Source organism: Micromonospora sp. HM134, assembly GCF_007833915.1.
GTDB classification, from domain to species: Bacteria; Actinomycetota; Actinomycetes; order Mycobacteriales; family Micromonosporaceae; genus Micromonospora; species Micromonospora wenchangensis.
In genome coordinates, this window is sequence record NZ_CP041061.1 from 5,561,259 (window position 1) to 5,580,982 (window position 19,724).

The following is a 19,724-nucleotide window of genomic DNA, read 5'->3' on the forward strand; positions in this document are numbered from 1 at the left end:
GAGGACGCGCATGAGGTTGGTGCGGTGGACGCCGGAGGATCTCGTCCGGCGGCTCGACGACGTGGTCGCGGTGTACGGGGAGGCGATGGGCTACCGCAGCGACCTGCTGGAGGCCCGACGCGGCTACATCGCCACCCACGCCCGCCGGCCCGGGTTCCGCGCCGTCGCCAGCCTCACCAGCGAGGGCCACCTGGCCGGCTTCGGGTACGGCTATCTCGGCGCGGGTGGACAGTGGTGGCACGACCAGGTCTACCGGGCGCTGGACCCGGACGCCCGACGGCGCTGGCTGACCCACTGCTTCGAGGTGGTCGAGCTGCACGTCCGGCCGCCCGCGCAGGGGCACGGCCTGGGCGCCCGGCAGCTCACCGCCCTGCTCAGCCTCGCCGAGGGCGGCACCACCCTGCTGTCCACCCCGGAGGCCGACGAGCGGACGTCGCGGGCCTGGCGGCTGTACCGGCGGTTCGGCTTCGTCGACGTGCTGCGGCACTTCCGCTTCCCCGGCGACGAACGACCGTTCGGGGTGCTCGGCCGGGACCTGCCGCTACCCCGTCCCGACACGTCCGGCCCGGCCGCGTCGTGACCCGCCGGCACGTCCCCTGGCTGCTGCTGGCCCTGCTGGTGCTGATCCAGATCTGCTACCCGCTCACCACCGGGGTCACCCGGGCCCGGCTCACCGTCGCCACGGTCGTGCTGGGTTACCTGCTCGCGGTGGGGCACGCGCTGCTCACCCGGGGTCCCCGCACGGCGGCGGCGCTGGTCGCGGTGGCCACCGGCGGCGGGTTCGCCATCGAGGCGCTGGGGGTGGCGACGGGCTTCCCGTTCGGCAGCTACGACTACTCGGGCGAGCTGGGGCCGAAGCTGGCCGGGGTGCCGTTGATCATACCGCTGGCCTGGACCTGGATGGCCTGGCCCGCCTGGCTGGCCGCCGTCCGGCTGACCACGCCCGCCGGCCGGACCCCCGGCGCCCCCACTGCGGCGGGGCACGTCGGGCGGGTGGCGTTGGCCACCGTGGGGCTGGCCGGCTGGGATCTCTTCCTCGACCCGCAGATGGTGGCCGAGGGCTACTGGGTGTGGCGCGACGCCACCCCGGCGCTGCCCGGACTGCCCGGCATCCCGGTCAGCAACTACCTGGGCTGGCTGCTGTTCGCGGTGCTACTGATGAGCGCGCTGCGCCCGCTGGCCGGGCCGGCCGTCGCGGTCGCCGACTCCCGCGACGACCCGATGTTCGCGCTCTACCTGTGGACGTACTTCTCCAGCGTGCTGGCGCACGCGGTCTTCCTGCGGCTGCCCGCCTCGGCGCTCTGGGGCGCGGCCGGCATGGCGGTGGTGGCGGTGCCGCTGGCGGTGACCCTGCTGCGGGCCCGCCGACGGCCCGCCGACCGGCCGGCACCGGCCCGCACCGGCGTCGACACCCCGGCATGAGCCCCTCCGGGTCGGTGACCGTCGTCGCGGTCGTGCTGGCCGTCGCGGTGACCGCGCTGACCGCGCACACCTGGGTCAACGCCCGGTACTTCCTGCGCCGGCCCGCCGACGGGCCGGTCGGGGTCGACGAGACGGTGGCGGTGCTGCTGCCGCTGCGTGACGAGGCCGACCGGGTCACCCCGTGCCTGCGCGCGCTGCTCGCCCAGCAGGGGGTGCCGGGGCTGCGGATCGTGGTGCTCGACGACGGTTCGACCGACGGCACCGCCGACGTGGTCCGCTCGGTCGCCGGCGACGACCCCCGGGTCACCCTGCGCACCGGGGTCACCCCGCCGCCGGGCTGGCTGGGCAAGCCGTACGCCTGCCACCAGCTCGCCGGGCACGCCGACCCGGCCGCCACCGTGTACGCCTTCGTCGACGCGGACGTGGTGCTCACCCCGTACGCGGTGGCGGCGGCGGTGACCGGGCTGCGGGCGGCGCGGGCGACGCTGCTGTCGGCGTACCCGAGGATTCTGGTGCGGACGGCGGGTGACCGGCTGGTGCAGCCGCTGTTGCAGTGGTTGTGGCTCACCTTCCTGCCGCTGCGCGCGATGGAACGCTCGGCGCGGCCGTCGCTGGCCGCCGCCGGTGGGCAGTTCCTGGTGGTGGACCGGGCCGGCTACGAGCGGGCCGGCGGGCACGCCGCCGTCGCCGACCGGGTGCTGGAGGACATCGAGCTGGCCCGCGCGGTGAAACGCTCCGGCGGGCGGATCGCCCTGGCCGACGGCTCCCGGCTGGCCGCCTGCCGGATGTACGAGACCTGGCCGCAACTGCGCGACGGCTACACCAAGTCGCTCTGGGCCACCTTCGGCCACCCGACCGCCGCCGCGGCCGTGGTCGCCGCGCTGCTCCTGCTCTACACCGCGCCGCCGCTGCTGGCGGTGGCGGCGCTGGCGGCCGGCGCGCCGGTGGCCGCCGGGCTGGCCCTGCTCGGGTACGCGGCCGGCGTCGCCGGGCGGGTCGTCAGCGCCCACGCCACCGGCGGCCCGGCCTGGCCCGACGCGCTGGCCCACCCCGGCTCGGTCGTGGTGCTCGGCTGGCTGACCCTGCGGTCGTACCATCTGCGGAAGCGGCGTCGCCTGTCCTGGCGTGGCCGCCCGGTCAGCTAGGAGGACGCGGCATGGCGCGGATCGTGGTCATCGGCGCCGGCGTGGGCGGGCTGGCCACCGCCGCCCGGCTGGCCGTCAGCGGGCACGACGTGACCGTCTTCGAACGGTCCGACACCGTCGGCGGCAAGCTCGGCCGGTACGTCCACGACACCCCGGCGGGCAGCTTCCACTTCGACACCGGGCCGAGCCTGCTCACCCTGCCGCAGGTCTTCCACGACCTGTTCGAGGCCACCGGCGCGAAACTCGACGAGTACCTCGACCTGGCCCCGCTGGACCCGATCGTGCGGCACGTCTTCCCCGGCGGCGGGCCGGCCCTCGACTCGTGCGCCGACCCGGACGAGTTCGCCGCCCGGATCGGCGTCGCCCTCGGCGGCCGGGCCGCCGCCGACTGGCAACGGCTGTGGCGGCGGGCCGCCCGGGTGTGGACCGCGTCGCACCGGGACATCCTGCGGCGGACCGTCGACTCGCCGCGCGACCTGGCGGCGCTGGCCTGGCGGCTGGGTGACCTGGCCGCGATCGGGCCCGGCCGCACCCTGCGCGGGCTGGGCCGCAGCCACCTGTCCGACCCCCGGCTGCGGATGCTGCTCGACCGGTACGCCACCTACACCGGCGCGGACCCGCGCCGCGCCCCGGCCGCGCTGGTCGCCGTCCCCTACGCCGAGCTGACCTTCGGCGGCTGGTACCTGCGCGGCGGGCTGGGCACCCTGGCCGACGCGCTGCTCTCCCGCTGCCTGGACCTGGGCGTCACGGTCCGCACCGGGGAGACCGTCACCCGGATCGACGCCGCCGGGGGCCGGGTGCACGGGGTACGCCTCGCCGGGGTCGCCGCGCCCGTTCCCGCCGACGTGGTCGTCGCCAACGCCGACGCGCTCACCGTCTACCGGGACCTGCTGCCGCACCCGGGACGGCTGGCCGCGCTCACCGACCGCAGCCTCGCCGGTTTCGTGCTGCTGCTCGGGGTACGCGGCGACTCCGGGCTGGCCCACCACAACGTCTTCTTCCCCACCGACTACGACGCCGAGTTCGACGCCGTCTTCGGCGCACCCGGGCGGGGGGTGCGGGCCCGGCCGGCGACCGACCCGACGGTCTTCGTCACCGTGGCCGACGACCCGATGGTCCGCCCGGCCGGGCACGAGGCGTGGTTCGTGCTGGTCAACGCCGCCCGCCACGGCACCGCCCCGGACGCCGTGGACTGGCGCCGGCCGGGGCTCGCCGACGCGTACGCCGACCGGATCCTCGACGTGCTCGCCGCACGCGGGGTCGACGTCCGGGACCGGCTGGTGTTCCGCGAGATCCGTACCCCCGCCGACCTGGATGCGGCGACCGCCGCGCCCGGCGGGTCGATCTACGGCACGGCCGGGGGGCTGCTCCGCCCGGCCAACCGGGGCCCGGCGCACGGGTTGTGGCTGGTCGGCGGCTCCGCCCACCCCGGCGGCGGCCTCCCCATGGTCACCCTGTCGGCGCAGATCGTCGCCGACGAGATCGGCCCCGCCTGGTAGCCCCCCCCTGCGGGCCGCGCCACGGGTGGGCCGCGTCGTCTTGGGGCCGCGTCGCCGTTGGGGCGAGAGAGCGGTATCCGGCGCTGGGGATACCGCTACCTCGCCGCCGTTGAGTCGATCATCGCCGGCCGGCCCGGGGAGCGGGCGGGTCAGCCGGCGTCGATCAGGGCGCGGCGGACGGTGGACAGCAGCTGTCCCAGGCCGAAGCCGGCCAGCAGCACCCAGACCGCGGTGGCCATGGTGATGGTGCCGGCGGCCAGGTCGAGGTCGATCAGCCCGGTCAGCCCGGCCAGCAGCAGCCCGACCAGGGCGACGCAGACCCGGGTGGGTCGCTCCCCCACGGTGACCGCGCCGATCTCCCGCATCCCGGCGGCGACCGCGCGGGCCCGCACGTACTCGTGCAGCCAGGACAGCGCGCCGGCCGCGACCACCAGCGCACCCGGCGCCCCGACCAGCCAGAACGCCGCCAGCCAGGCGATCTCCCCGAGCCGGTCGGCGACCGAGTCGTAGACGTAGCCGAGCCGGGTGGTCCGACCGGTGGCGACCGCGACCGCCCCGTCGACGCTGTCGGCGACCGAGGCGAGCAGCACGAACAACGCGCCGACGACCGGCCCCTGCCCCGACCGGGCGCTGAACAGCGGCACGCACAGGCAGAGCAGCACCCCGCCGACGGTCACCGCGGTCGGGGTCACCCGCAGCCGACCCAGCACGTAACCGACGTGGTACGCGAAGCGCAGCCAGGCACGGACCACCGGCGCGGCGACCCGGGGGTCGAAGCCGCCGTGCAACCGCGCCCACGCGGTCGCGTACTCGTCCCACTTCAGCTGTGTGCCCACCATCGGTCAACCGTCGCGGCGCGGTCGAGGTGTCGGTGCCGGCGCGTTCACACCCGGGCGTCGGCCCGCAGGCTGCGCCACACCTCCCGGGTCGCGGGCGAACGGTTGAGGGTGATGAAGTGGATGCCGGGCACCCCCTCGTCGAGCAGCCGGGCGCACATCTCGCTGGCCTGCTCGATGCCGAGCCGGCGGACCGCCTCCGGGTCGTCGGCGACCCGCTCGAACCGCGCGGCCAGCGCGGGCGGGAAGGGCGCGCCGGACAGCTGCACCGAGCGTTCGATGGTGCCGAGCTGGGTCACCGGCATCACCCCGGCCAGGATCGGGGTGTCGCAGCCGGCCGCCGCCACCCGGTCACGCAGCCGCAGGTAGTCGTCGGCGTCGAAGAACATCTGGGTGATGGCGAACGCCGCGCCCGCCCGGCACTTGCGGACGAAGTGCGCGGTGTCGCTGGCCACGTCGGCCGAGCGGGGGTGCTTGTAGGGGAAGGCGGCCACCCCGACGCTGAAGTCACCGGCCTCGCGGACCAGCCGGACCAGGTCCTCGGCGTAGTCGACGCCCTCGGGGTGGCGGATCCACTCGCCGCCCGGGTCGCCGGGCGGGTCGCCCCGGACGGCGAGCACGTTGCGCACCCCCACGCCGGCCAGCCGCCCGATCACGTTGCGCAGCTCGGCGACGGAGTGGTTGACGGCGGTCAGGTGGGCCATCGGCAGCAGCGTGGTCTCGGTGGCGATCCGTTCGGTCACCGCGACCGTGGTGTCCCGGGTCGAGCCGCCGGCCCCGTAGGTGATCGACACGAACGACGGGCGCAGCGGCTCCAGCTCCCGGATCGCCTGCCAGAGCAGCCGCTCCCCCTGCGCCGTCTTGGGCGGGAAGAACTCGAAGGAGAACGTCGGCTGGCGGTCGCGGATCAGCTCCCCGATCGCCGGCTGGGGATTGGGAAGGACGGAGGGAAGACCGAGCGCCACGTGACGACTCTAGCGGGCGTCGCCGCCCGCCCTCACGCACTTCCCACGGGAGCATCGAAACCCACCGAAACCCGGTGTCGGTCGCCCGTCGTACCCCGGGGGTAGAACGAGAGGGCGCGGGTGGCGTCGGTGGGGGCCGACGCCCGGGGTCACGCGCGGGGGTCGGCAGCACCCGACCGTGGCACGTCGGCCGCCCTGCGGGGGCGGGCGGGCCGCGCCGACATCCGCCGGAGGACCGATGACCCCGTCCGACCCCCGCCCGCTCGGGCGGCTGATCACGCAGCTCCGGCTGGCCCGGGGCTGGAGCCAGCGGCGGCTCGCCGACGAGCTCTGCGCCGCCGCCGGCACGGCCACCCTGACCCGGCACGAGGTGTCCCGCTGGGAACGCTCGGTCCGCGTCCCGGGCGACCGCTGGCGGCGGCAGCTCGCCGTCGTGCTCGACGCCCCGATCGGGCCGCCGGCCGCCGGGCCGCCCCGGGCCCACCGGCCCATCCGCACCCGGCGGGCCGACCTGCGGACGCCGGGTCGCCCCGGGCCGGCCGCCGGGCGGGCCCGGTGCGGGCAACGGCCGGCGTCGGGGTGCCGCGCCGCCCGGGCGTACGGGGGCGGGGAGCAGACCGGGATGACGCGCCGAGGCGCTGGTGAGGCGGGGACGGCGGGGACCGGCTAGCGTCGTGGCGTGACCCACGCTGCTCCCGTCTCCCCCGTCGACCGTGCCGGCCTGCGGCAGCGTGTCGACAAGGCGCTGACCGAGTTCCTGGCCGGCCGGCGTAGCTGGATGGCCGGCATCGACGACGCCCTGACGCCGATCGCCGAGACCGTCGAGGGGTTCGTGCTCGGTGGCGGCAAGCGGCTGCGGCCGGCGTTCGCGTACTGGGGGTTCCGGGGGGCCGGCGGGGTGGACGCCGACCAGGTGGTGACGGCCCTGGCGGCGCTGGAGTTCTTCCAGGCCAGCGCCCTGATCCACGACGACCTGATGGACCGCTCCGACACCCGGCGCGGCGAGCCCGCGGTGCACCGGCGGTTCGCCACCCGGCACCGCGCCCACGGGTGGGGCGGCGACCCGGACGCCTTCGGCGACGCGGCGGCGATCCTGCTCGGGGACCTCTGCCTGGTCTGGTCCGACGAGCTGCTGCACTCCGCCGGGCTGGACCCGCACACGGTGGCCCGGGCCCGGCCGGTCTTCGACGAGATGCGCGGCGAGGTCACCGTCGGGCAGTACCTGGACGTGCTGACCCAGGCCACCGGGGAGGTCTCGCTGGACCGGGCGGGCAAGGTGGCCCGGTACAAGTCGGCCAAGTACACCGTCGAGCGGCCGTTGCTGCTCGGTGGCGCGCTCGCCGCCGCGTCCGCCGACGTGTGCACCGCCTACTCGGCGTACGGGTTGCCGCTCGGTGAGGCGTTCCAGCTCCGCGACGACGTGCTCGGGGTGTTCGGCGACCCGGCGCAGACCGGCAAGCCGGCCGGGGACGACCTGCGCGAGGGCAAGCGCACCTACCTGGTCGCGGCGGCGGTGGAGGCCGCCGACGAGGCCGGTCGGGAGCTGCTGCTCGGTCGGCTCGGCGATCCGGAGTTGGACGAGGACGGGGTGGCCCGGCTCCGTGAGCTGATCACCGCCACCGGCGCGCTGGCCCGTACCGAACAGCGCATCGTCACCCTGACCGACGCCGCGCTGGCCGCCCTGGCCGGCGTCGACCTCGACACCGAGGCCCGGCAGGCCCTGGTTGACCTCGCCATCGCCGCCACCCGCCGCGCCGACTGATCCCCCTCCCACTGCTCCACCCCCGCCTGAGCGTGTTGATCAAGAGGTTTGCGTCACGGATGTCTCCGAGGATGACCGAAACCTCTTGATCAACACGGTTCGGCGGGCGGCCGGAGGGAGCAGGGGTCAGAAGCCGAGGGCCTGGGCGCGGCGTTTGACCTCGCGGGCGTGGTCGCCGCCGAGGGTGACCGCGCCCGTGCCACCGGAGAGGGTGTCGTCGGGCTCGTAGAGCCAGCGCAGGGCGGCCTCGTCGTCGTAGCCGGCGTCGGCGAGCAGGGTGAGCACGCCGGGCAGGTGCTTGAGCACCGTCTTGTTGGCTACCAGGTCGGCGGGGACCCGGCGCACGCCGTCGCGGCGGACGGCGAGCAGCTCGCGGTCCCGGATCATCTGGTGGACCTTGCTGATCGACAGGTCGAGCCGCTCGGCGACGTCCGGGAGGGTGAGCCATGCGGCCGGGTCGACGGGGCCGCCGAGGTCGCTGCCGGCGGACTGGTCGGCGGGTACGGGTTCGGTCACCGGACCACCCTGCCACGTCGCCCGGCCACCCGTGCAGCGGCACCCCGTCGGGCCGGGGGTGAGCGCGGCGGGACCGGGCGGTGCCGGCCCCGGCTGTAGCATCCTGTTCAACCTTCACCCTCAGGACACATAGACTCCCTGCCGATGGACATACAGGTCGCCGACACGTTGCTGGGCTCGCTGCTCGACGGGCGCTACCGCATTCGCGGTCGCGTGGCCCGTGGCGGCATGGCGACCGTGTACACCGCCACCGACGAGCGCCTGGAGCGCACCGTCGCGGTGAAGATCATCCACCCGTCCCAGGCCACCGAGGCGCGGTCCCGGCTGGCGGGCTTCCCGGGCCGGTTCACCGACGAGGCCAAGGCCATCGCCCGGCTGACCCACCCCAACGTGGTCGCCGTCTACGACCAGGGCACCCACCAGGGGCTGCCCTACCTGGTGATGGAGTACGTGCGGGGCCGCACCCTGCGCGAGGTGCTGGCCGAACGCCGCCGGCTCAACCCCGACGAGGCGTTGGCGATCATGGAGCAGATGCTCGCCGCGATCGCCGCCGCGCACCGGGCCGGGCTGGTCCACCGCGACGTCAAGCCGGAGAACGTGCTGGTGGCCGAGGCGCCCACCGGCGGGGTGGCCAACCTGGTCGACAGCGTGGTCAAGGTCGCCGACTTCGGCCTGGCCCGCGCGGTGGAGGCCAGCGCCGAGGAGGGCGACGGCAACCAGCTGATGGCGACCGTCGCGTACGTGGCGCCGGAGCTGGTCACCGACGGACGCGCCGACCCGCGAACCGACGTCTACTCGGCCGGCATCGTGCTGTTCGAGATGCTCACCGGCCGGGTGCCGTACGACGGGGACCGCCCGGTCGACGTGGCCTGGCAGCACGTCGACAAGGACGTCCCGGCCCCGTCGGTCCTGGTGCCCGGCCTGCCCCGGGTGCTCGACGAGTTGGTCGCGCGGTCGACCCGGCGGGACCCGGGCGCCCGGCCGGCCGACGCGGGCGCCCTGCTGGCCGAGGTGCAGGTGGCCCGGGACGACCTGGGCAACCCGAACGCGCACACCGCCGTGCTGGGCCGGGTGGCCGGGGAGCTGCCGGCGGTGGCCGAGCCGACGATGGTGGTCGCGGCGGTCAGCCCGGTGGCCCGGCCGACCTGGGCCCGGTTGCCCGAGCCGGCCGCCCCGCAGCGCCCGCACCGGCGGCGGGCCACCGAGGACACCGGCCTGGGGTCCCGGCTGGCGGAGCTGCGTACCCGGGTGATGGGCACCCCGCGCGGCCGGCTGTCGGTCGCGGCGGCCGTGGTGGTGATCGGCCTGCTCGCCGCAATGGGCGGCTGGTGGGTGGGGGTGGGCCGGTACACGGTCGCGCCGCAACTGGTGAACCTGAGCCGGGCCGACGCGCAGGCGCAGGCGGACCGGGCGGGCTTCCAGATCGCCTTCGCCACGCCGCGCTACGACGAGAAGATCCCCCGCGACGGGGTGATCTCCCAGGACCCGGGCTCGGCTGCCAAGATCCTCAAGGGTGGCACCATCACGCTGACCCTCTCCCTGGGCCCGGAGCGGTTCCCGCTGCCGGACGTCGTCGGCAAGGAGTTCGACCTGGCCGAGGCCGACCTGACCAGCGCGAAGCTGGTGGTCGCCAAGGGCACCCCCCGCTACGACGACAACCTGCCGGCCGGGGTGGTGGTGGACACCAACCCGAAGGTGGGCACCGAGGTGAAGCCGGGCACCAAGGTGACCGTCATCCTCAGCCGGGGCCGCGCCCCGATCACGGTGCCCGACCTGGTCGGCAAGAGCCTCACCGACGCCCGCACCACCCTGTCCCGGCTCGGCCTGGAACCGGTCGAGACGTACAAGGAATCCGACAAGCCGCGCGACGAGGTCCTCGGGCAGAGCCCGGCCGACGGAGCGGGCGTGGAGAAGGGCACCAAGGTCAAGCTGGACGTCAGCAAGGGCCCGCCGCAGGTGGTCGTCCCCCGGGTGGTCGACCTGCCCTGCCAGCAGGCCAAGCAGCAGTTGGAGGGGGCCGGCTTCCCGGTGACCGTGCAGTTCAACCCCAACGGCATCGTCCGGTTCCAGAACCCGGGCGAGAACTCGCAGGTGCCCCCGGGCACCCCGGTCACCCTGGGCTGCCTGTGAGCGCCCACCGGCCGGTCGGCTCGCACACCCCCACCTCGGGTGGGCTGGCCAGGGCGGCCCTGCCGTACGTGGACGCGACCGGCTCCCGGGTGGTGCAGGTCTACGTCTCCAACTCGCGGGGCTGGGCGCTGCCGCCCGGCGACCCGGCCCAGGACGCGCTGTTCGCCGAGGGCTGCGCCGCCCGGGGCGTGCCGGTCTACATTCACGCGTCGCTGCTGGTCAACCTCGGTTCGCCCACGGCCGCGACGGTGGAGAAGTCGGTGCAGACGCTGGCGCACGCGCTACGCCGGGGGCGGGCGATCGGGGCCCGGGGCGTGGTGTTCCACGCCGGCAGCGCGGTCGACGCCGACTACGCCGAGACCGCCCTGCGGCAGGTACGCGAGTCGCTGCTGCCGCTGCTCGACGAGACCACGGCCGGCGGCGGTCCACTGCTGCTGGTGGAGCCGAGCGCCGGTGGCGGCCGGTCGCTGGCCTCCCGGGTGGAGCACCTCGGCCCCTACCTGGACGCGGTGGACCGGCATCCGGGGTTGGGCGTCTGTTTCGACACCTGCCACGCCTGGGCGGCCGGGCACGACCTGGCCGTGGCGGGCGGCATGACGGCAACCCTGGACACCCTGGTCGCCACGGTCGGGGCGGACCGGCTCAAGCTGATCCACGCCAACGACTCCAAGGACCTGTGCGGCTCGACCCGGGACCGGCACGAGAACATCGGCAAGGGCAACATCGGCGAACCGGCGTTCGCCGAGTTGATGACCCACCCGGCAACCGCCGGCATCCCCGTCGTCGTGGAAACCCCCACCGACAAGCACGAGGGCCACGCCACCGACATAGCCACCCTCACCCGCCTCCACCCCTAGCCCCCGCACCCTCCCCTTCCCCTTTTCCGGGTGTTGATCAAGAGGTTTGCGTCATTCCGAAGATCGAACTTGACGCAAACCTCTTGATCGACGCGGACCGAACGCGGACAGGCGGGGTGGGGGCGACGGCGGGCAGGTCAGGGGGTGAGCAGGTCAGGGAGGATCTTGACGGCGTGGTCGATGGCGGCGTCGTCGACGTCGAGGTGGGTGACCAGGCGGGCGGTACGGGGGCCGAGCACCGACAGCAGCACCCCCTCGGCGCGGGCGGCGGTGGCCAGGGCCCGCGCGTCGAGCCGGTGCCCGGTCAGGTCCAGCGGCACGATGTTCGTGCGTACCGGGCCGGCGAGCACCCCGCACGGGGCGAGCGCCTCGGCGAGCCGGGCGGCACGGGCGTGGTCGTCGGCGAGCCGGTCGAGGTGGTGGGCCAGGGCGTACCGGCCGGCGGCGGCGAGCACCCCGACCTGCCGCATCCCGCCCCCCATCCGCTTGCGCAGGAACCGGGCCCGGGTGATCTGTTCGGCACTGCCCACGACCAGCGAGCCGACCGGCGCGCCGAGCCCCTTGGAGAGGCAGACCGACAGGGTGTCGAAGAGCGCGCCGTACTCGTGCAGCGGCACCCCGTCGGCGACGTGCGCGTGCCAGATCCGGGCACCGTCACAGTGCAGGGCGAGACCGGCGGTGTCGGCGACCCGGCGCAGCTCCCGCAGGGTCGCCAGCGGGATCACCCCGCCACCGCCCCGGTTGTGGGTCTGCTCCACGGCGATCGCCCGGGTCGGCACCGCGAAGTAGCCGTCCGGCCGGATCATCGCCTCCACCACGCCCGGGTCCAGGCCCGCGCCGAGGGCCGGCCAGGTCCGCGTGGAGATCGCACCGTACGCCGCCGCCGCGCCGACCTCGTACGTCACCACGTGCGCGTCGGCGTCGCAGAGCAGCTCGTCACCGGGCGGGACGACCAGTTGCAGGGCGATCTGGTTGGCCATCGTCCCGGTCGGGGCGAAGAGCGCCGCCTCGTGCCCGAAGAGCGCGGCGACCTCGGCCTCCAGCGCGTTGACCGTCGGGTCCTCGGCGTAGACGTCGTCGCCGACCTCGGCGGCTGCCATCGCCGCCCGCATCCCGGCGGTCGGTCGGGTCACCGTGTCGGAACGCAGGTCCGCCACCGGGCCGACGCCCCCCGTCGGGTCAGCCACGGAGCATCTCCGCCACCAGGAAGGCCAGCTCCAGCGACTGCTGGGTGTTCAGCCGGGGGTCGCAGGCCGTCTCGTACCGGCCGGGCAGGTCGAGGTCCTCGATGCCCTGGGCGCCGCCGAGGCACTCGGTGACGTCCTCGCCGGTCAGCTCGACGTGGATGCCGCCCGGATGGGTGTCCAGCCCGCGGTGCACCTCGAAGTAGCCGAGCACCTCGTCGACGATCCGGTCGAAGTGCCGGGTCTTGTAGCCGTTGGAGGACTCGTGGGTGTTGCCGTGCATCGGGTCGCACTGCCACACCACCTTCGCCCCGGCGGCGGTGACCTTGGCCACGATCGGCGGCAACGCGTCGCGGACCTTGTGGTTGCCCATCCGGCTGATCAGGGTGAGCCGACCGGGGATGTTGTCCGGGTTGAGCTTCTCGCACAGCTCGATCGCCTCGTCCGGCCGGGTGGTCGGGCCGAGCTTCACGCCGATCGGGTTGGCGATGCGGGAGATGAAGTCGATGTGCGCGCCGTCGAGCTGCCGGGTCCGCTCGCCGACCCAGAGGAAGTGCCCGGACAGCCCGTACGCCCGGCGGTCGGAGACCCGGGTGAGCGCCCGGTCGTACTCCAGGGCCAGCGCCTCGTGCGAGCAGTAGAGGGTGACGGTACGCAGCGCCTCGTCCTCGGTCATCCCGCAGGCCCGGATGAACGCGATGGCCCGGTCGATCTCCCGGGCGATCGCCTCGTAACGCTCCCCCGCCGGGGAGTTCTTGACGAAACCCTTGTTCCAGTCGTGCACCGCGTGCAGGTCGGCCAGGCCGCCGGCCAGGTAGGCGCGCAGCATGTTCATCGCGGCGGCCGAGTTCGCGTACGCCCGGATCATGCGCTGCGGGTCGGCGACCCGGGCGGCCGGGTCGGCCTCCAGCGAGTTGATCATGTCGCCGCGGTAGGCGGGCAGCCCCCGGGCGTCGGTCGGCAACGACCGGGGCTTGGTGTACTGGCCGGCGACCCGGGCCACCTTCACCACCGGCAGGGACGCGCCGTAGGTGAGCACGATCGCCATCTGGAGCAGGGTGCGGGCGTTGGCCAGCAGGTGGCTCTCGGTGTTGTCGGCGAAGGTCTCGGCGCAGTCGCCGCCCTGGAGCAGGAACGCCTTGCCCTCGCAGACCAGCGCCAGCTTGCGGCGGAGCTGGTCGACCTCGTAGGGGGCGACCACCGACGGCACGGTGTCGAGCACCTTGCACACCTCGGCGACCTGGGCCGGGTCGGACCACGGCGGGATCTGCTGACGGGGCAGGTCACGCCACCGGTCGAGGCCGAGCGCGGCGTCCTCGGCCGAGTCGACGGTGGGGCGGCTGGTCTGCAGCCCGGGGCTGCTCACGGCGGGGTAGCTCAGCTGATGCCACTCATGGCGCATGGGAGAAAGCGTACGGCGACGGTCCGGACGCTGCGCCCCCGAGGGGCGTGGTTCCGGCAGTTGGGAGTCAGGGGGTCGGGGACGGCGCGGGGCTGTGCCCGCCGGGTTCCTCACCTGCGATGCACCAGTCCGCGCCGTCGCGGGTGACCGTGAACAGCAGCGGCCGGGTGGTCTTCTTCGACCCCACCGAAACGGTCACCGTGGTGCTGACCTCCTGCCCCCGGTCACCGGTGCGGATGTCGGTGATGGTCGCCCCGGGCACCTGGAAATGGTCGGCGAAATCACCGTTCGGCCCGGTCGCGGCGGCGTCGAAACCCGCCTGCATCGTCGCGCAGAGCTGGTTGCGGCCGGCGGCCGGGTCCTTGGCGGCCATCGCGTCGAGGTACGCCTGGACCCGCTCGCGGGCCTTGGCCGACGCCTCCTGGACGGGCACCCTGGTGGGCCCGCCGTCGGCCTCGTCGTCCCCGCCGAGGCCGCAGCTGAGCAGGGCGAACGGCAGCAGGGCCAGCGGTACGACGCCGGCGGTGCGGAGCCTGCGGCCCATGCGTCCTCCCCGGGTACGGATGTCGACGGTGCGGATGTCGAGCGGCGAGTCTGCCACACCGCACCCGTCCGGTGGCAACCCGTCACGGCCGCGCCGGCCCGGCCCGTCGGCGTTTCGCCCGGCGGGACCGCCGCCGACCGGGCCGGACAGCCGGGCGGGGAGGGACCGGTGACCGGTCCCTCCCCGCGCGGGTGGTGCGTCGGGCGCTCGGCTCAGCCGAGGCCGCCCTTGATGGCGCCGATCAGCTCACCGTTGCCGGTGTCGCCGGAGAGTTCCCAGAAGAACGCGCCACCGAGGCCCTGGTTCTTCGCGTAGGTCATCTTGCCGCCGATGGTGGCCGGCGTGTCGTAGCTCCACCAGTTGCTGCCGCACTTGGCGTACGCCGTACCGGCGATCGTGCCGGTGGCCGGGCAGGTGTTCTTGAGGACCTTGTAGTCCTCGATGCCCGCCTCGTAGGTGCCGGGGGCCGCGCCGGTGGCGGTGCCCCCCGGGGCGGCCTGGGTCACCCCGGTCCAGCCGCGACCGTAGAAGCCGATGCCGAGCAGCAGCTTGCTGGCCGGCACGCCCTTGGACTTGAGCTTCTGGATCGCCGCGTCGGAGTTGAAGCCCTGCTGCGGAATCCCGGTGTACGAGGTGAGCGGCGAATGCGGGGCGGTGGGACCCTGGGCGTTGAACGCGCCGAAGTAGTCGTACGTCATCGGCATCAGCCAGTTGAGGTTGCCCACCGCACCGGCGTAGTCGGTGGCGTCGATCTTGCCGCCGTTGCTGCCGTCGGCGGTGATCGCGGCGGTGACCAGGGCCGACGAGCCGAACTTGGACCGCAGTGCGGAGATCACGTTCTTGAACGCGTTCGGGCCGCTGCTGTCACAGCTCAGACCGCAGGCGTTGGGGTACTCCCAGTCGACGTCGATGCCGTCGAAGACGTCCGCCCAGCGCGGGTCCTCGACCAGGTTGTAGCAGCTCTCGGCGAACGCGGCCGGGTTCTGCGCGGCCTGGGTGAAGCCACCCGACCAGGTCCAGCCGCCGAAGGACCAGATCACCTTGAGGTGCGGGTACATCTTCTTGAGCTTGCGCAGCTGGTTGAAGCTGCCGCGCAGCGGCTGGTCCCAGGTGTCGGCGACGCCGTCCACGCTGTCGGCCGCGGTGTACGCCTTGTCGTAGTCGGCGTAGCTGTCCCCGATCGTGCAGCGGCCGCCGGTGGTGTTGCCGAAGGCGTACAGGATGTGGGTCAGTTTGGCGGCGGAGCCGCTGGTGGCGATGTTCTTGACGTGGTAGTTGCGCCCGTAGACGCCCCACTCGGCGAAGTAGCCGACGACCTTCTTGTCCCCGCTGGGCGGGGTGGTGGTGGGCGGCGGGGTCGTCGGGGGCGCGGTCGTCGGCGGGGCGGTGGTGGGCGGGGCGGTCGTCGGCGGCTTCGTGGTGGTCGGCGGGGTGCCCCCGCCGCACGACGCGCCGTTGATCGTGCAGTTCAGCGGCGCCTTGTACGGCCCGGTGCCGTTGTAGCCCCAGCTGAAGCTGGCCCCCGGGGCGAGCGGCCCGGCCCAGCTCTTCTTCACCGCCACGTAGTGGTTGCCGCTGCTGGTGACGTCGGCGTCCCAGAAGCTGCTGATGGTGGTGCCGGACGGCAGGTCGAACTCGATACGCCAGGTGCTGACGCTGGCGCTGGAGCCGTTGGCGACGGTGACCCGCCCTTCGTGGCCGGTCCCCCAGTCCTGCGCCGAGGCGAAAGTCGCGGTGACGCTTCCGGCGCCGAACGCCGAGGTCACCGGTACCGCCGCCACGGTCAGCGCCACGACGGCGCCGGCCCAGAGGGCGCGGCGGAGCGATCTCTTCATGAGGCGCCTCCTCAAACAGTTAGGAAACTTTCCAAATCGATGGGGAGACGCTACTCACACCGTCATCACTTCGTCAAGATGCGCATCCGTCGATTCATTACACCGACCACGGCCAGGTGGCGGCGCGACCCGGCCTGGTGGTGGCGCGGCGGCGGCGAACCGGGCGGCGGGGCTGGGCGCTAACCTCGCGGCATGACCGTCTTCGACATCGAGATCGACGCCCTGGCCGGCGGCCCGGCCGAGCTGGCCGGCTACCGGGGCCGGGCGCTGCTGGTCGTGAACGTGGCCTCCCGCTGCGGCCTCACCCCGCAGTACGCCGGCCTCCAGGCGCTGGCCACCGAGTACGCCGACCGGGGCCTGGTGGTGCTCGGCGTGCCGTGCAACCAGTTCGCCGGGCAGGAACCCGGCACGGCCGCCGAGATCGGCGAGTTCTGCCAGGTCAACTACGGGGTCACCTTTCCGCTGACCGAGAAGGTCGACGTCAACGGCCCGGCCCGCCACCCGCTCTACGCGGCGCTTGTCGACACCCCCGACGCCGAGGGACACACCGGCGACGTCCGGTGGAACTTCGAGAAGTTCCTGGTCGCCCCGGACGGTGCGGTCGCCGCCCGGTTCGCGCCGACGGTCACCCCTGACTCGGCCGAACTGCGCGCCGCCATAGAGAAGGTCCTCCCCGCCTGAAAGATCCTCCCCGCCCGCAAAAACCCTCCCGCCTGACCGGGCGTTCCGGCGGCCCTCCCCGGAATGCCCCTGCCACCCTCGGAGCCGGGTGCCGTCCGGACCCGTACCGGTCGGGCCCGGCTCCGTCCGGTTCCCACCCTCCGGGTCGGGGCCCCACCCGTGCCGTCCACCGGTCCGGCCCGGGACACTTCGGGCCGACGGTCGGCTGGCCGCCGTCGGCCGGCACACCCCTGCCCACCGAGCACCGTCCGTGACGCGAACCACCCGACACCACTGTCTCTCCGCGCCCTTTCGAGCTGACGACACCAACGGATCGCCCCTGCGGGCCGGCCGGGCGGTCCACGTCACCCCCTCCGACAAGTGCAGGCGGTCCACGTCACCCCCTCCGACAAGTGCAGGCGGTCCACGTCACCCCCTCCGACAAGTGCAGGCGGTCCACGTCACCCCCTCCGACAAGTGCAGGCGGTCCACGTCACCCCCTCCGACAAGTGCAGGCGGTCCACGTCACCCCCTCCGACAAGGCGGTCGCAGGCGGTCCACGTCACCCCCTCCGACAAGTGCAGGCGGTCCACGTCACCCCCTCCGACAAGTGCAGGCGGTCCACGTCACTGCCACGCACCGGAACCGGGGACCGGACCGGCTGCGACTCCCGCCCCATGCCGGGCAGCACCGTCCGGCCCCGGGGCGACAACACGCCACGTGATCCCCTACCGATCACGACACCCGGGCCGGGGGTCCCGCCCCGAAGTGCGGCGCCGATGACCAGCCACGTGCCGCAGGCAGCCGAATCCGCGTCCTCGACGCCCGACCGGGCCCTTCACGGCCCTGAAGGAGCCGCTCAGGGCCGCACCGGGCATCGAGTCGTCAACGTCATCAGCTCGAAAGCGTCCGCGACGGCATCGGTAGGTGGGGCGATGCCGGCACTCGACACCCGCCGGTCGTCCCGTTCGACGCCCCATCACCGGGGCAGCCCGCCCGCTTCCCGGCCCGCCCGGAAGCGGCCGTGACCGCGCCGACCCCGGGCGGGGCGACGCGGTCACGGCGTTGCCGACGGGACGCGGATCAGGTCGGCGCGCGATACGGGGCGAGCCAGCCGACACGGCAGGCCACGACACAGCCCCGCAGGCCAGCCGACACCGGGCGGCGGGTCAGCCGGCGGCGGACCGGAAGACCGGGTAGTAGCCGCCGGACTGGCCGGCCGCCGTCGGGTGGTAGGAGACGCCGAGGTTGACGAAGTTCAGCGCGTGCAGCCACTTCTCGCCGTAGCTGCACAGCTGGTGACCGACGAAGATGGACCGTACGTCGGCGAACGTGAAGCCGGCCGAGGTCGCGGCGGTACGGGTGATGTCGTCGATCAGGTTGATGCCTTCGTTGATCTTCGCGCGGGAGTTCGCGCTGAGCCCCACGCAGACCGTGCCGAGCTGGTAGAAGACCGGGTAGCCGACCACCACCACGCGGGCCGACGGGGCGCGGGACCTGATGCCGTTGTAGACGGTGGCGAGCTTGGCGGGCAGTTCCGCGCGGGCCTTGTTCTCGGCGGCCTGCACCGCCGCGACACACTGGGTCTCCCCCTGGAGCACGCAGGTCGACATGATCGAGGTGAAGCCGACGTCGTTGCCGCCGATGGTGACGCTGACCAGGGTGGTGGTGGAGCTGAGCGCGGAGAGCTGGCTGTTGACCACGTCGGTAGTGGTCGCGCCGGAGCAGGCCACCGACTTGTACGAGGCGGGCTTGATGTTGGCGTTGTACAGCGCCGGGTACGCGTTGGTGCTGCGCTGGCAGGAACCGCTCTCGGAGGTGTAGCTGTCGGCGCCGACGCCCGAGGCGTACGAGTCGCCGAGGGCCACGTACCGGTCGCTGGGGGCGGCCTGGACGGGCACCGCCGCGCCGAGGGTCACGCCGATTGATGCCGCGAGACTCACGGCGAGGGTCACGAGTCGGGGTCTCCGCACGTCGCACTCCTGGGGGTGGGGAAGTGGTGGTGGGAGATAGATATCACTCGATCAGGTGTTTGGGGAAGATTATCGATGGGCAACAGGGGTAACTAGGGGTTCACCGGCGCGCGACGTCCCCGACGCGCGGCCGGCCCGTCCGGCCGACGTGGACGGTCGCCATCCACCGCATGACCCGTCGATCCGGTCGGGAATACGCACCCGAGCGACCCGGTTGGTCACCGGCATGACAACTGTGGGACTCATCGGCAGCGGCAACATCGGCAGCACCCTGGCCCGGCTGGCGGTCACCGCCGGCCACGACGTGGTGCTCAGCAACTCGCGCGGTCCGGAGACGCTCAAGGACCTGGTCGACGAGCTGGGCATACGGGCCCGGGCGGCCACCCCGGACGAGGCTGCGGCAGCGGGTGACCTGGTGGTGGTCACCATCCCCCTGCGGGCCTACCGGGACGTGCCGGCCGCGCCGCTCGCCGGCAAGACCGTCATCGACACCAACAACTACTACCCGGAGCGCGACGGCAGCATCCCGGAGCTGGACGACGAGTCGACCACCACCAGCGAGCTGCTCCAGCGGCACCTGCCGGAGTCGCGGGTGGTCAAGGCGTTCAACAACATCTACTTCAAGCACCTGCTCGCCCTGGCCCGTCCGGCGGGGGCCGCCGACCGTACCTCACTGCCCGTCGCCGGGAACGACGACGCGGCCAAGGCCGAGGCCACCACGTTCATCGACTCCGTCGGGTACGACACGGTCGACGTGGGGCCGCTCGCCGAGGGCTGGCGGTTCCAGCGGGACACCGCCGCGTACGGCGTCTTCTACACGGCCGACCCGGCGGCGGGCTACGAGCAGCCGGGCCTGCCCACCGACGCGCAGCGGCTGCGGGACGCCCTGGCCGCCGCCCGCCGCTACGCCGACGCCTGACCGACGCCCCACCACGCCGGCGGGACGGCAGCCGCGAGGCCCGTCCCGCACGGCGCGGCCGGCGGGCGGCCGTGG

General features: G+C 74.0%; 18 protein-coding genes. 10 read left to right on the forward strand and 8 right to left on the reverse strand.

The features are described from left to right. Positions 1-10 precede the first annotated feature (10 nt). The 4 genes from FJK98_RS23925 to FJK98_RS23940 are packed head-to-tail and all read left to right on the forward strand — an operon-like array spanning position 11 to position 4,066. A complete protein-coding gene (locus tag FJK98_RS23925; RefSeq protein WP_145921004.1) occupies positions 11-580 on the forward strand; it encodes a GNAT family N-acetyltransferase in 570 nt (189 codons plus the stop codon). Next, a complete protein-coding gene (locus tag FJK98_RS23930; protein ID WP_145921005.1) occupies positions 577-1,422 on the forward strand; it encodes a carotenoid biosynthesis protein in 846 nt (281 codons plus the stop codon). The genes FJK98_RS23925 and FJK98_RS23930 overlap by 4 nt, the downstream gene beginning before the upstream one ends. Continuing rightward, complete coding sequence (locus tag FJK98_RS23935; protein WP_145921006.1) at positions 1,419-2,567, forward strand: glycosyltransferase family 2 protein; 1,149 nt, start codon at positions 1,419-1,421, stop codon at positions 2,565-2,567. Before FJK98_RS23930 ends, FJK98_RS23935 begins: the two co-directional genes overlap by 4 nt. Before the next feature lie 11 nt (positions 2,568-2,578). Next, positions 2,579-4,066, forward strand: coding sequence for an NAD(P)/FAD-dependent oxidoreductase (locus tag FJK98_RS23940; RefSeq protein ID WP_145921007.1), 1,488 nt, complete (start codon positions 2,579-2,581; stop codon positions 4,064-4,066). A gap of 149 nt (positions 4,067-4,215) precedes the next feature. Here the strand turns inward: FJK98_RS23940 and FJK98_RS23945 are convergent, their stop codons facing one another. Both FJK98_RS23945 and metF read right to left on the reverse strand, forming a co-directional pair. Further along, a complete protein-coding gene (locus tag FJK98_RS23945; protein WP_145921008.1) occupies positions 4,216-4,905 on the reverse strand; it encodes a CDP-alcohol phosphatidyltransferase family protein in 690 nt (229 codons plus the stop codon). Between the two features lie 44 nt (positions 4,906-4,949). Next, on the reverse strand, positions 4,950-5,867 hold the full coding sequence (gene metF, locus FJK98_RS23950) for a methylenetetrahydrofolate reductase [NAD(P)H] (RefSeq protein WP_145921009.1): 918 nt from the start codon (positions 5,865-5,867) through the stop codon (positions 4,950-4,952). A gap of 238 nt (positions 5,868-6,105) precedes the next feature. Here metF and FJK98_RS34330 point away from each other — a divergent pair, with 238 nt between their 5' ends. Beyond that, positions 6,106-6,537, forward strand: a complete 432-nt coding sequence (locus tag FJK98_RS34330) for a helix-turn-helix domain-containing protein (RefSeq protein WP_228544443.1) — start codon at positions 6,106-6,108, stop codon at positions 6,535-6,537. A 9-nt stretch (positions 6,538-6,546) separates the two neighbouring features. Continuing rightward, on the forward strand, positions 6,547-7,629 hold the full coding sequence (locus FJK98_RS23960) for a polyprenyl synthetase family protein (protein WP_145921010.1): 1,083 nt from the start codon (positions 6,547-6,549) through the stop codon (positions 7,627-7,629). 126 nt (positions 7,630-7,755) lie between these two features. Here FJK98_RS23960 and FJK98_RS23965 read toward each other — a convergent pair whose 3' ends face one another. Then, the gene (locus FJK98_RS23965; RefSeq protein WP_145921011.1) at positions 7,756-8,145 is read right to left on the reverse strand and encodes an Rv2175c family DNA-binding protein; all 390 of its coding nucleotides are present in this window, start codon (positions 8,143-8,145) and stop codon (positions 7,756-7,758) included. A 144-nt stretch (positions 8,146-8,289) separates the two neighbouring features. Here FJK98_RS23965 and pknB point away from each other — a divergent pair, with 144 nt between their 5' ends. Beyond that, on the forward strand, positions 8,290-10,275 hold the full coding sequence (gene pknB / locus FJK98_RS23970) for a Stk1 family PASTA domain-containing Ser/Thr kinase (protein WP_145921012.1): 1,986 nt from the start codon (positions 8,290-8,292) through the stop codon (positions 10,273-10,275). Then, complete coding sequence (locus tag FJK98_RS23975) at positions 10,272-11,132, forward strand: deoxyribonuclease IV (protein ID WP_145921013.1); 861 nt, start codon at positions 10,272-10,274, stop codon at positions 11,130-11,132. Before pknB ends, FJK98_RS23975 begins: the two co-directional genes overlap by 4 nt. A gap of 137 nt (positions 11,133-11,269) precedes the next feature. Here the strand turns inward: FJK98_RS23975 and FJK98_RS23980 are convergent, their stop codons facing one another. The 4 genes from FJK98_RS23980 to FJK98_RS23995 all read right to left on the reverse strand — a co-directional run bounded on the left by FJK98_RS23980 (position 11,270) and on the right by FJK98_RS23995 (position 16,097). Beyond that, positions 11,270-12,289 (reverse strand): low specificity L-threonine aldolase, encoded by a 1,020-nt coding sequence (locus tag FJK98_RS23980; RefSeq protein ID WP_145922961.1) that lies wholly within the window; start codon positions 12,287-12,289, stop codon positions 11,270-11,272. Positions 12,290-12,311: 22 nt separating this feature from the next. Beyond that, the gene (locus FJK98_RS23985; protein WP_145921014.1) at positions 12,312-13,718 is read right to left on the reverse strand and encodes a class II 3-deoxy-7-phosphoheptulonate synthase; all 1,407 of its coding nucleotides are present in this window, start codon (positions 13,716-13,718) and stop codon (positions 12,312-12,314) included. Between the two features lie 67 nt (positions 13,719-13,785). Continuing rightward, entirely contained in the window at positions 13,786-14,262 is a 477-nt protein-coding gene (locus FJK98_RS23990) for a hypothetical protein (protein ID WP_145921015.1), read from the reverse strand. 212 nt (positions 14,263-14,474) lie between these two features. Then, on the reverse strand, positions 14,475-16,097 hold the full coding sequence (locus tag FJK98_RS23995) for a glycosyl hydrolase family 18 protein (protein ID WP_145921016.1): 1,623 nt from the start codon (positions 16,095-16,097) through the stop codon (positions 14,475-14,477). A gap of 192 nt (positions 16,098-16,289) precedes the next feature. On the opposite strand from FJK98_RS23995, the gene FJK98_RS24000 reads away from it, so the two are divergent. Continuing rightward, the gene (locus FJK98_RS24000) at positions 16,290-16,778 is read left to right on the forward strand and encodes a glutathione peroxidase (protein WP_145921017.1); all 489 of its coding nucleotides are present in this window, start codon (positions 16,290-16,292) and stop codon (positions 16,776-16,778) included. A gap of 1,148 nt (positions 16,779-17,926) precedes the next feature. On the opposite strand, the gene FJK98_RS24005 is transcribed toward FJK98_RS24000, so the two are convergent. Then, positions 17,927-18,730, reverse strand: a complete 804-nt coding sequence (locus FJK98_RS24005) for an SGNH/GDSL hydrolase family protein (protein WP_145921018.1) — start codon at positions 18,728-18,730, stop codon at positions 17,927-17,929. A gap of 226 nt (positions 18,731-18,956) precedes the next feature. On the opposite strand from FJK98_RS24005, the gene FJK98_RS24010 reads away from it, so the two are divergent. Beyond that, positions 18,957-19,649, forward strand: a complete 693-nt coding sequence (locus FJK98_RS24010; RefSeq protein WP_145921019.1) for an NADPH-dependent F420 reductase — start codon at positions 18,957-18,959, stop codon at positions 19,647-19,649. Positions 19,650-19,724: the final 75 nt, after the last annotated feature.

Excerpts from the sequence above, each read along its gene's own strand:
- FJK98_RS23925 (WP_145921004.1), top strand. The coding sequence starts at position 11 with ATGAGGTTGGTGCGGTGGACGCCGGAGGATCTCGTCCGGCGGCTCGAC.
- FJK98_RS23935 (WP_145921006.1), top strand. The coding sequence starts at position 1,419 with ATGAGCCCCTCCGGGTCGGTGACCGTCGTCGCGGTCGTGCTGGCCGTC.
- FJK98_RS23940 (WP_145921007.1), top strand. The coding sequence starts at position 2,579 with ATGGCGCGGATCGTGGTCATCGGCGCCGGCGTGGGCGGGCTGGCCACC.
- FJK98_RS23945 (WP_145921008.1), bottom strand. The coding sequence starts at position 4,905 with ATGGTGGGCACACAGCTGAAGTGGGACGAGTACGCGACCGCGTGGGCG.
- FJK98_RS34330 (WP_228544443.1), top strand. The coding sequence starts at position 6,106 with ATGACCCCGTCCGACCCCCGCCCGCTCGGGCGGCTGATCACGCAGCTC.
- pknB (WP_145921012.1), top strand. The coding sequence starts at position 8,290 with ATGGACATACAGGTCGCCGACACGTTGCTGGGCTCGCTGCTCGACGGG.
- FJK98_RS23985 (WP_145921014.1), bottom strand. The coding sequence starts at position 13,718 with ATGCGCCATGAGTGGCATCAGCTGAGCTACCCCGCCGTGAGCAGCCCC.
- FJK98_RS23990 (WP_145921015.1), bottom strand. The coding sequence starts at position 14,262 with ATGGGCCGCAGGCTCCGCACCGCCGGCGTCGTACCGCTGGCCCTGCTG.
- FJK98_RS23995 (WP_145921016.1), bottom strand. The coding sequence starts at position 16,097 with ATGAAGAGATCGCTCCGCCGCGCCCTCTGGGCCGGCGCCGTCGTGGCG.
- FJK98_RS24000 (WP_145921017.1), top strand. The coding sequence starts at position 16,290 with ATGACCGTCTTCGACATCGAGATCGACGCCCTGGCCGGCGGCCCGGCC.
- FJK98_RS24010 (WP_145921019.1), top strand. The coding sequence starts at position 18,957 with ATGACAACTGTGGGACTCATCGGCAGCGGCAACATCGGCAGCACCCTG.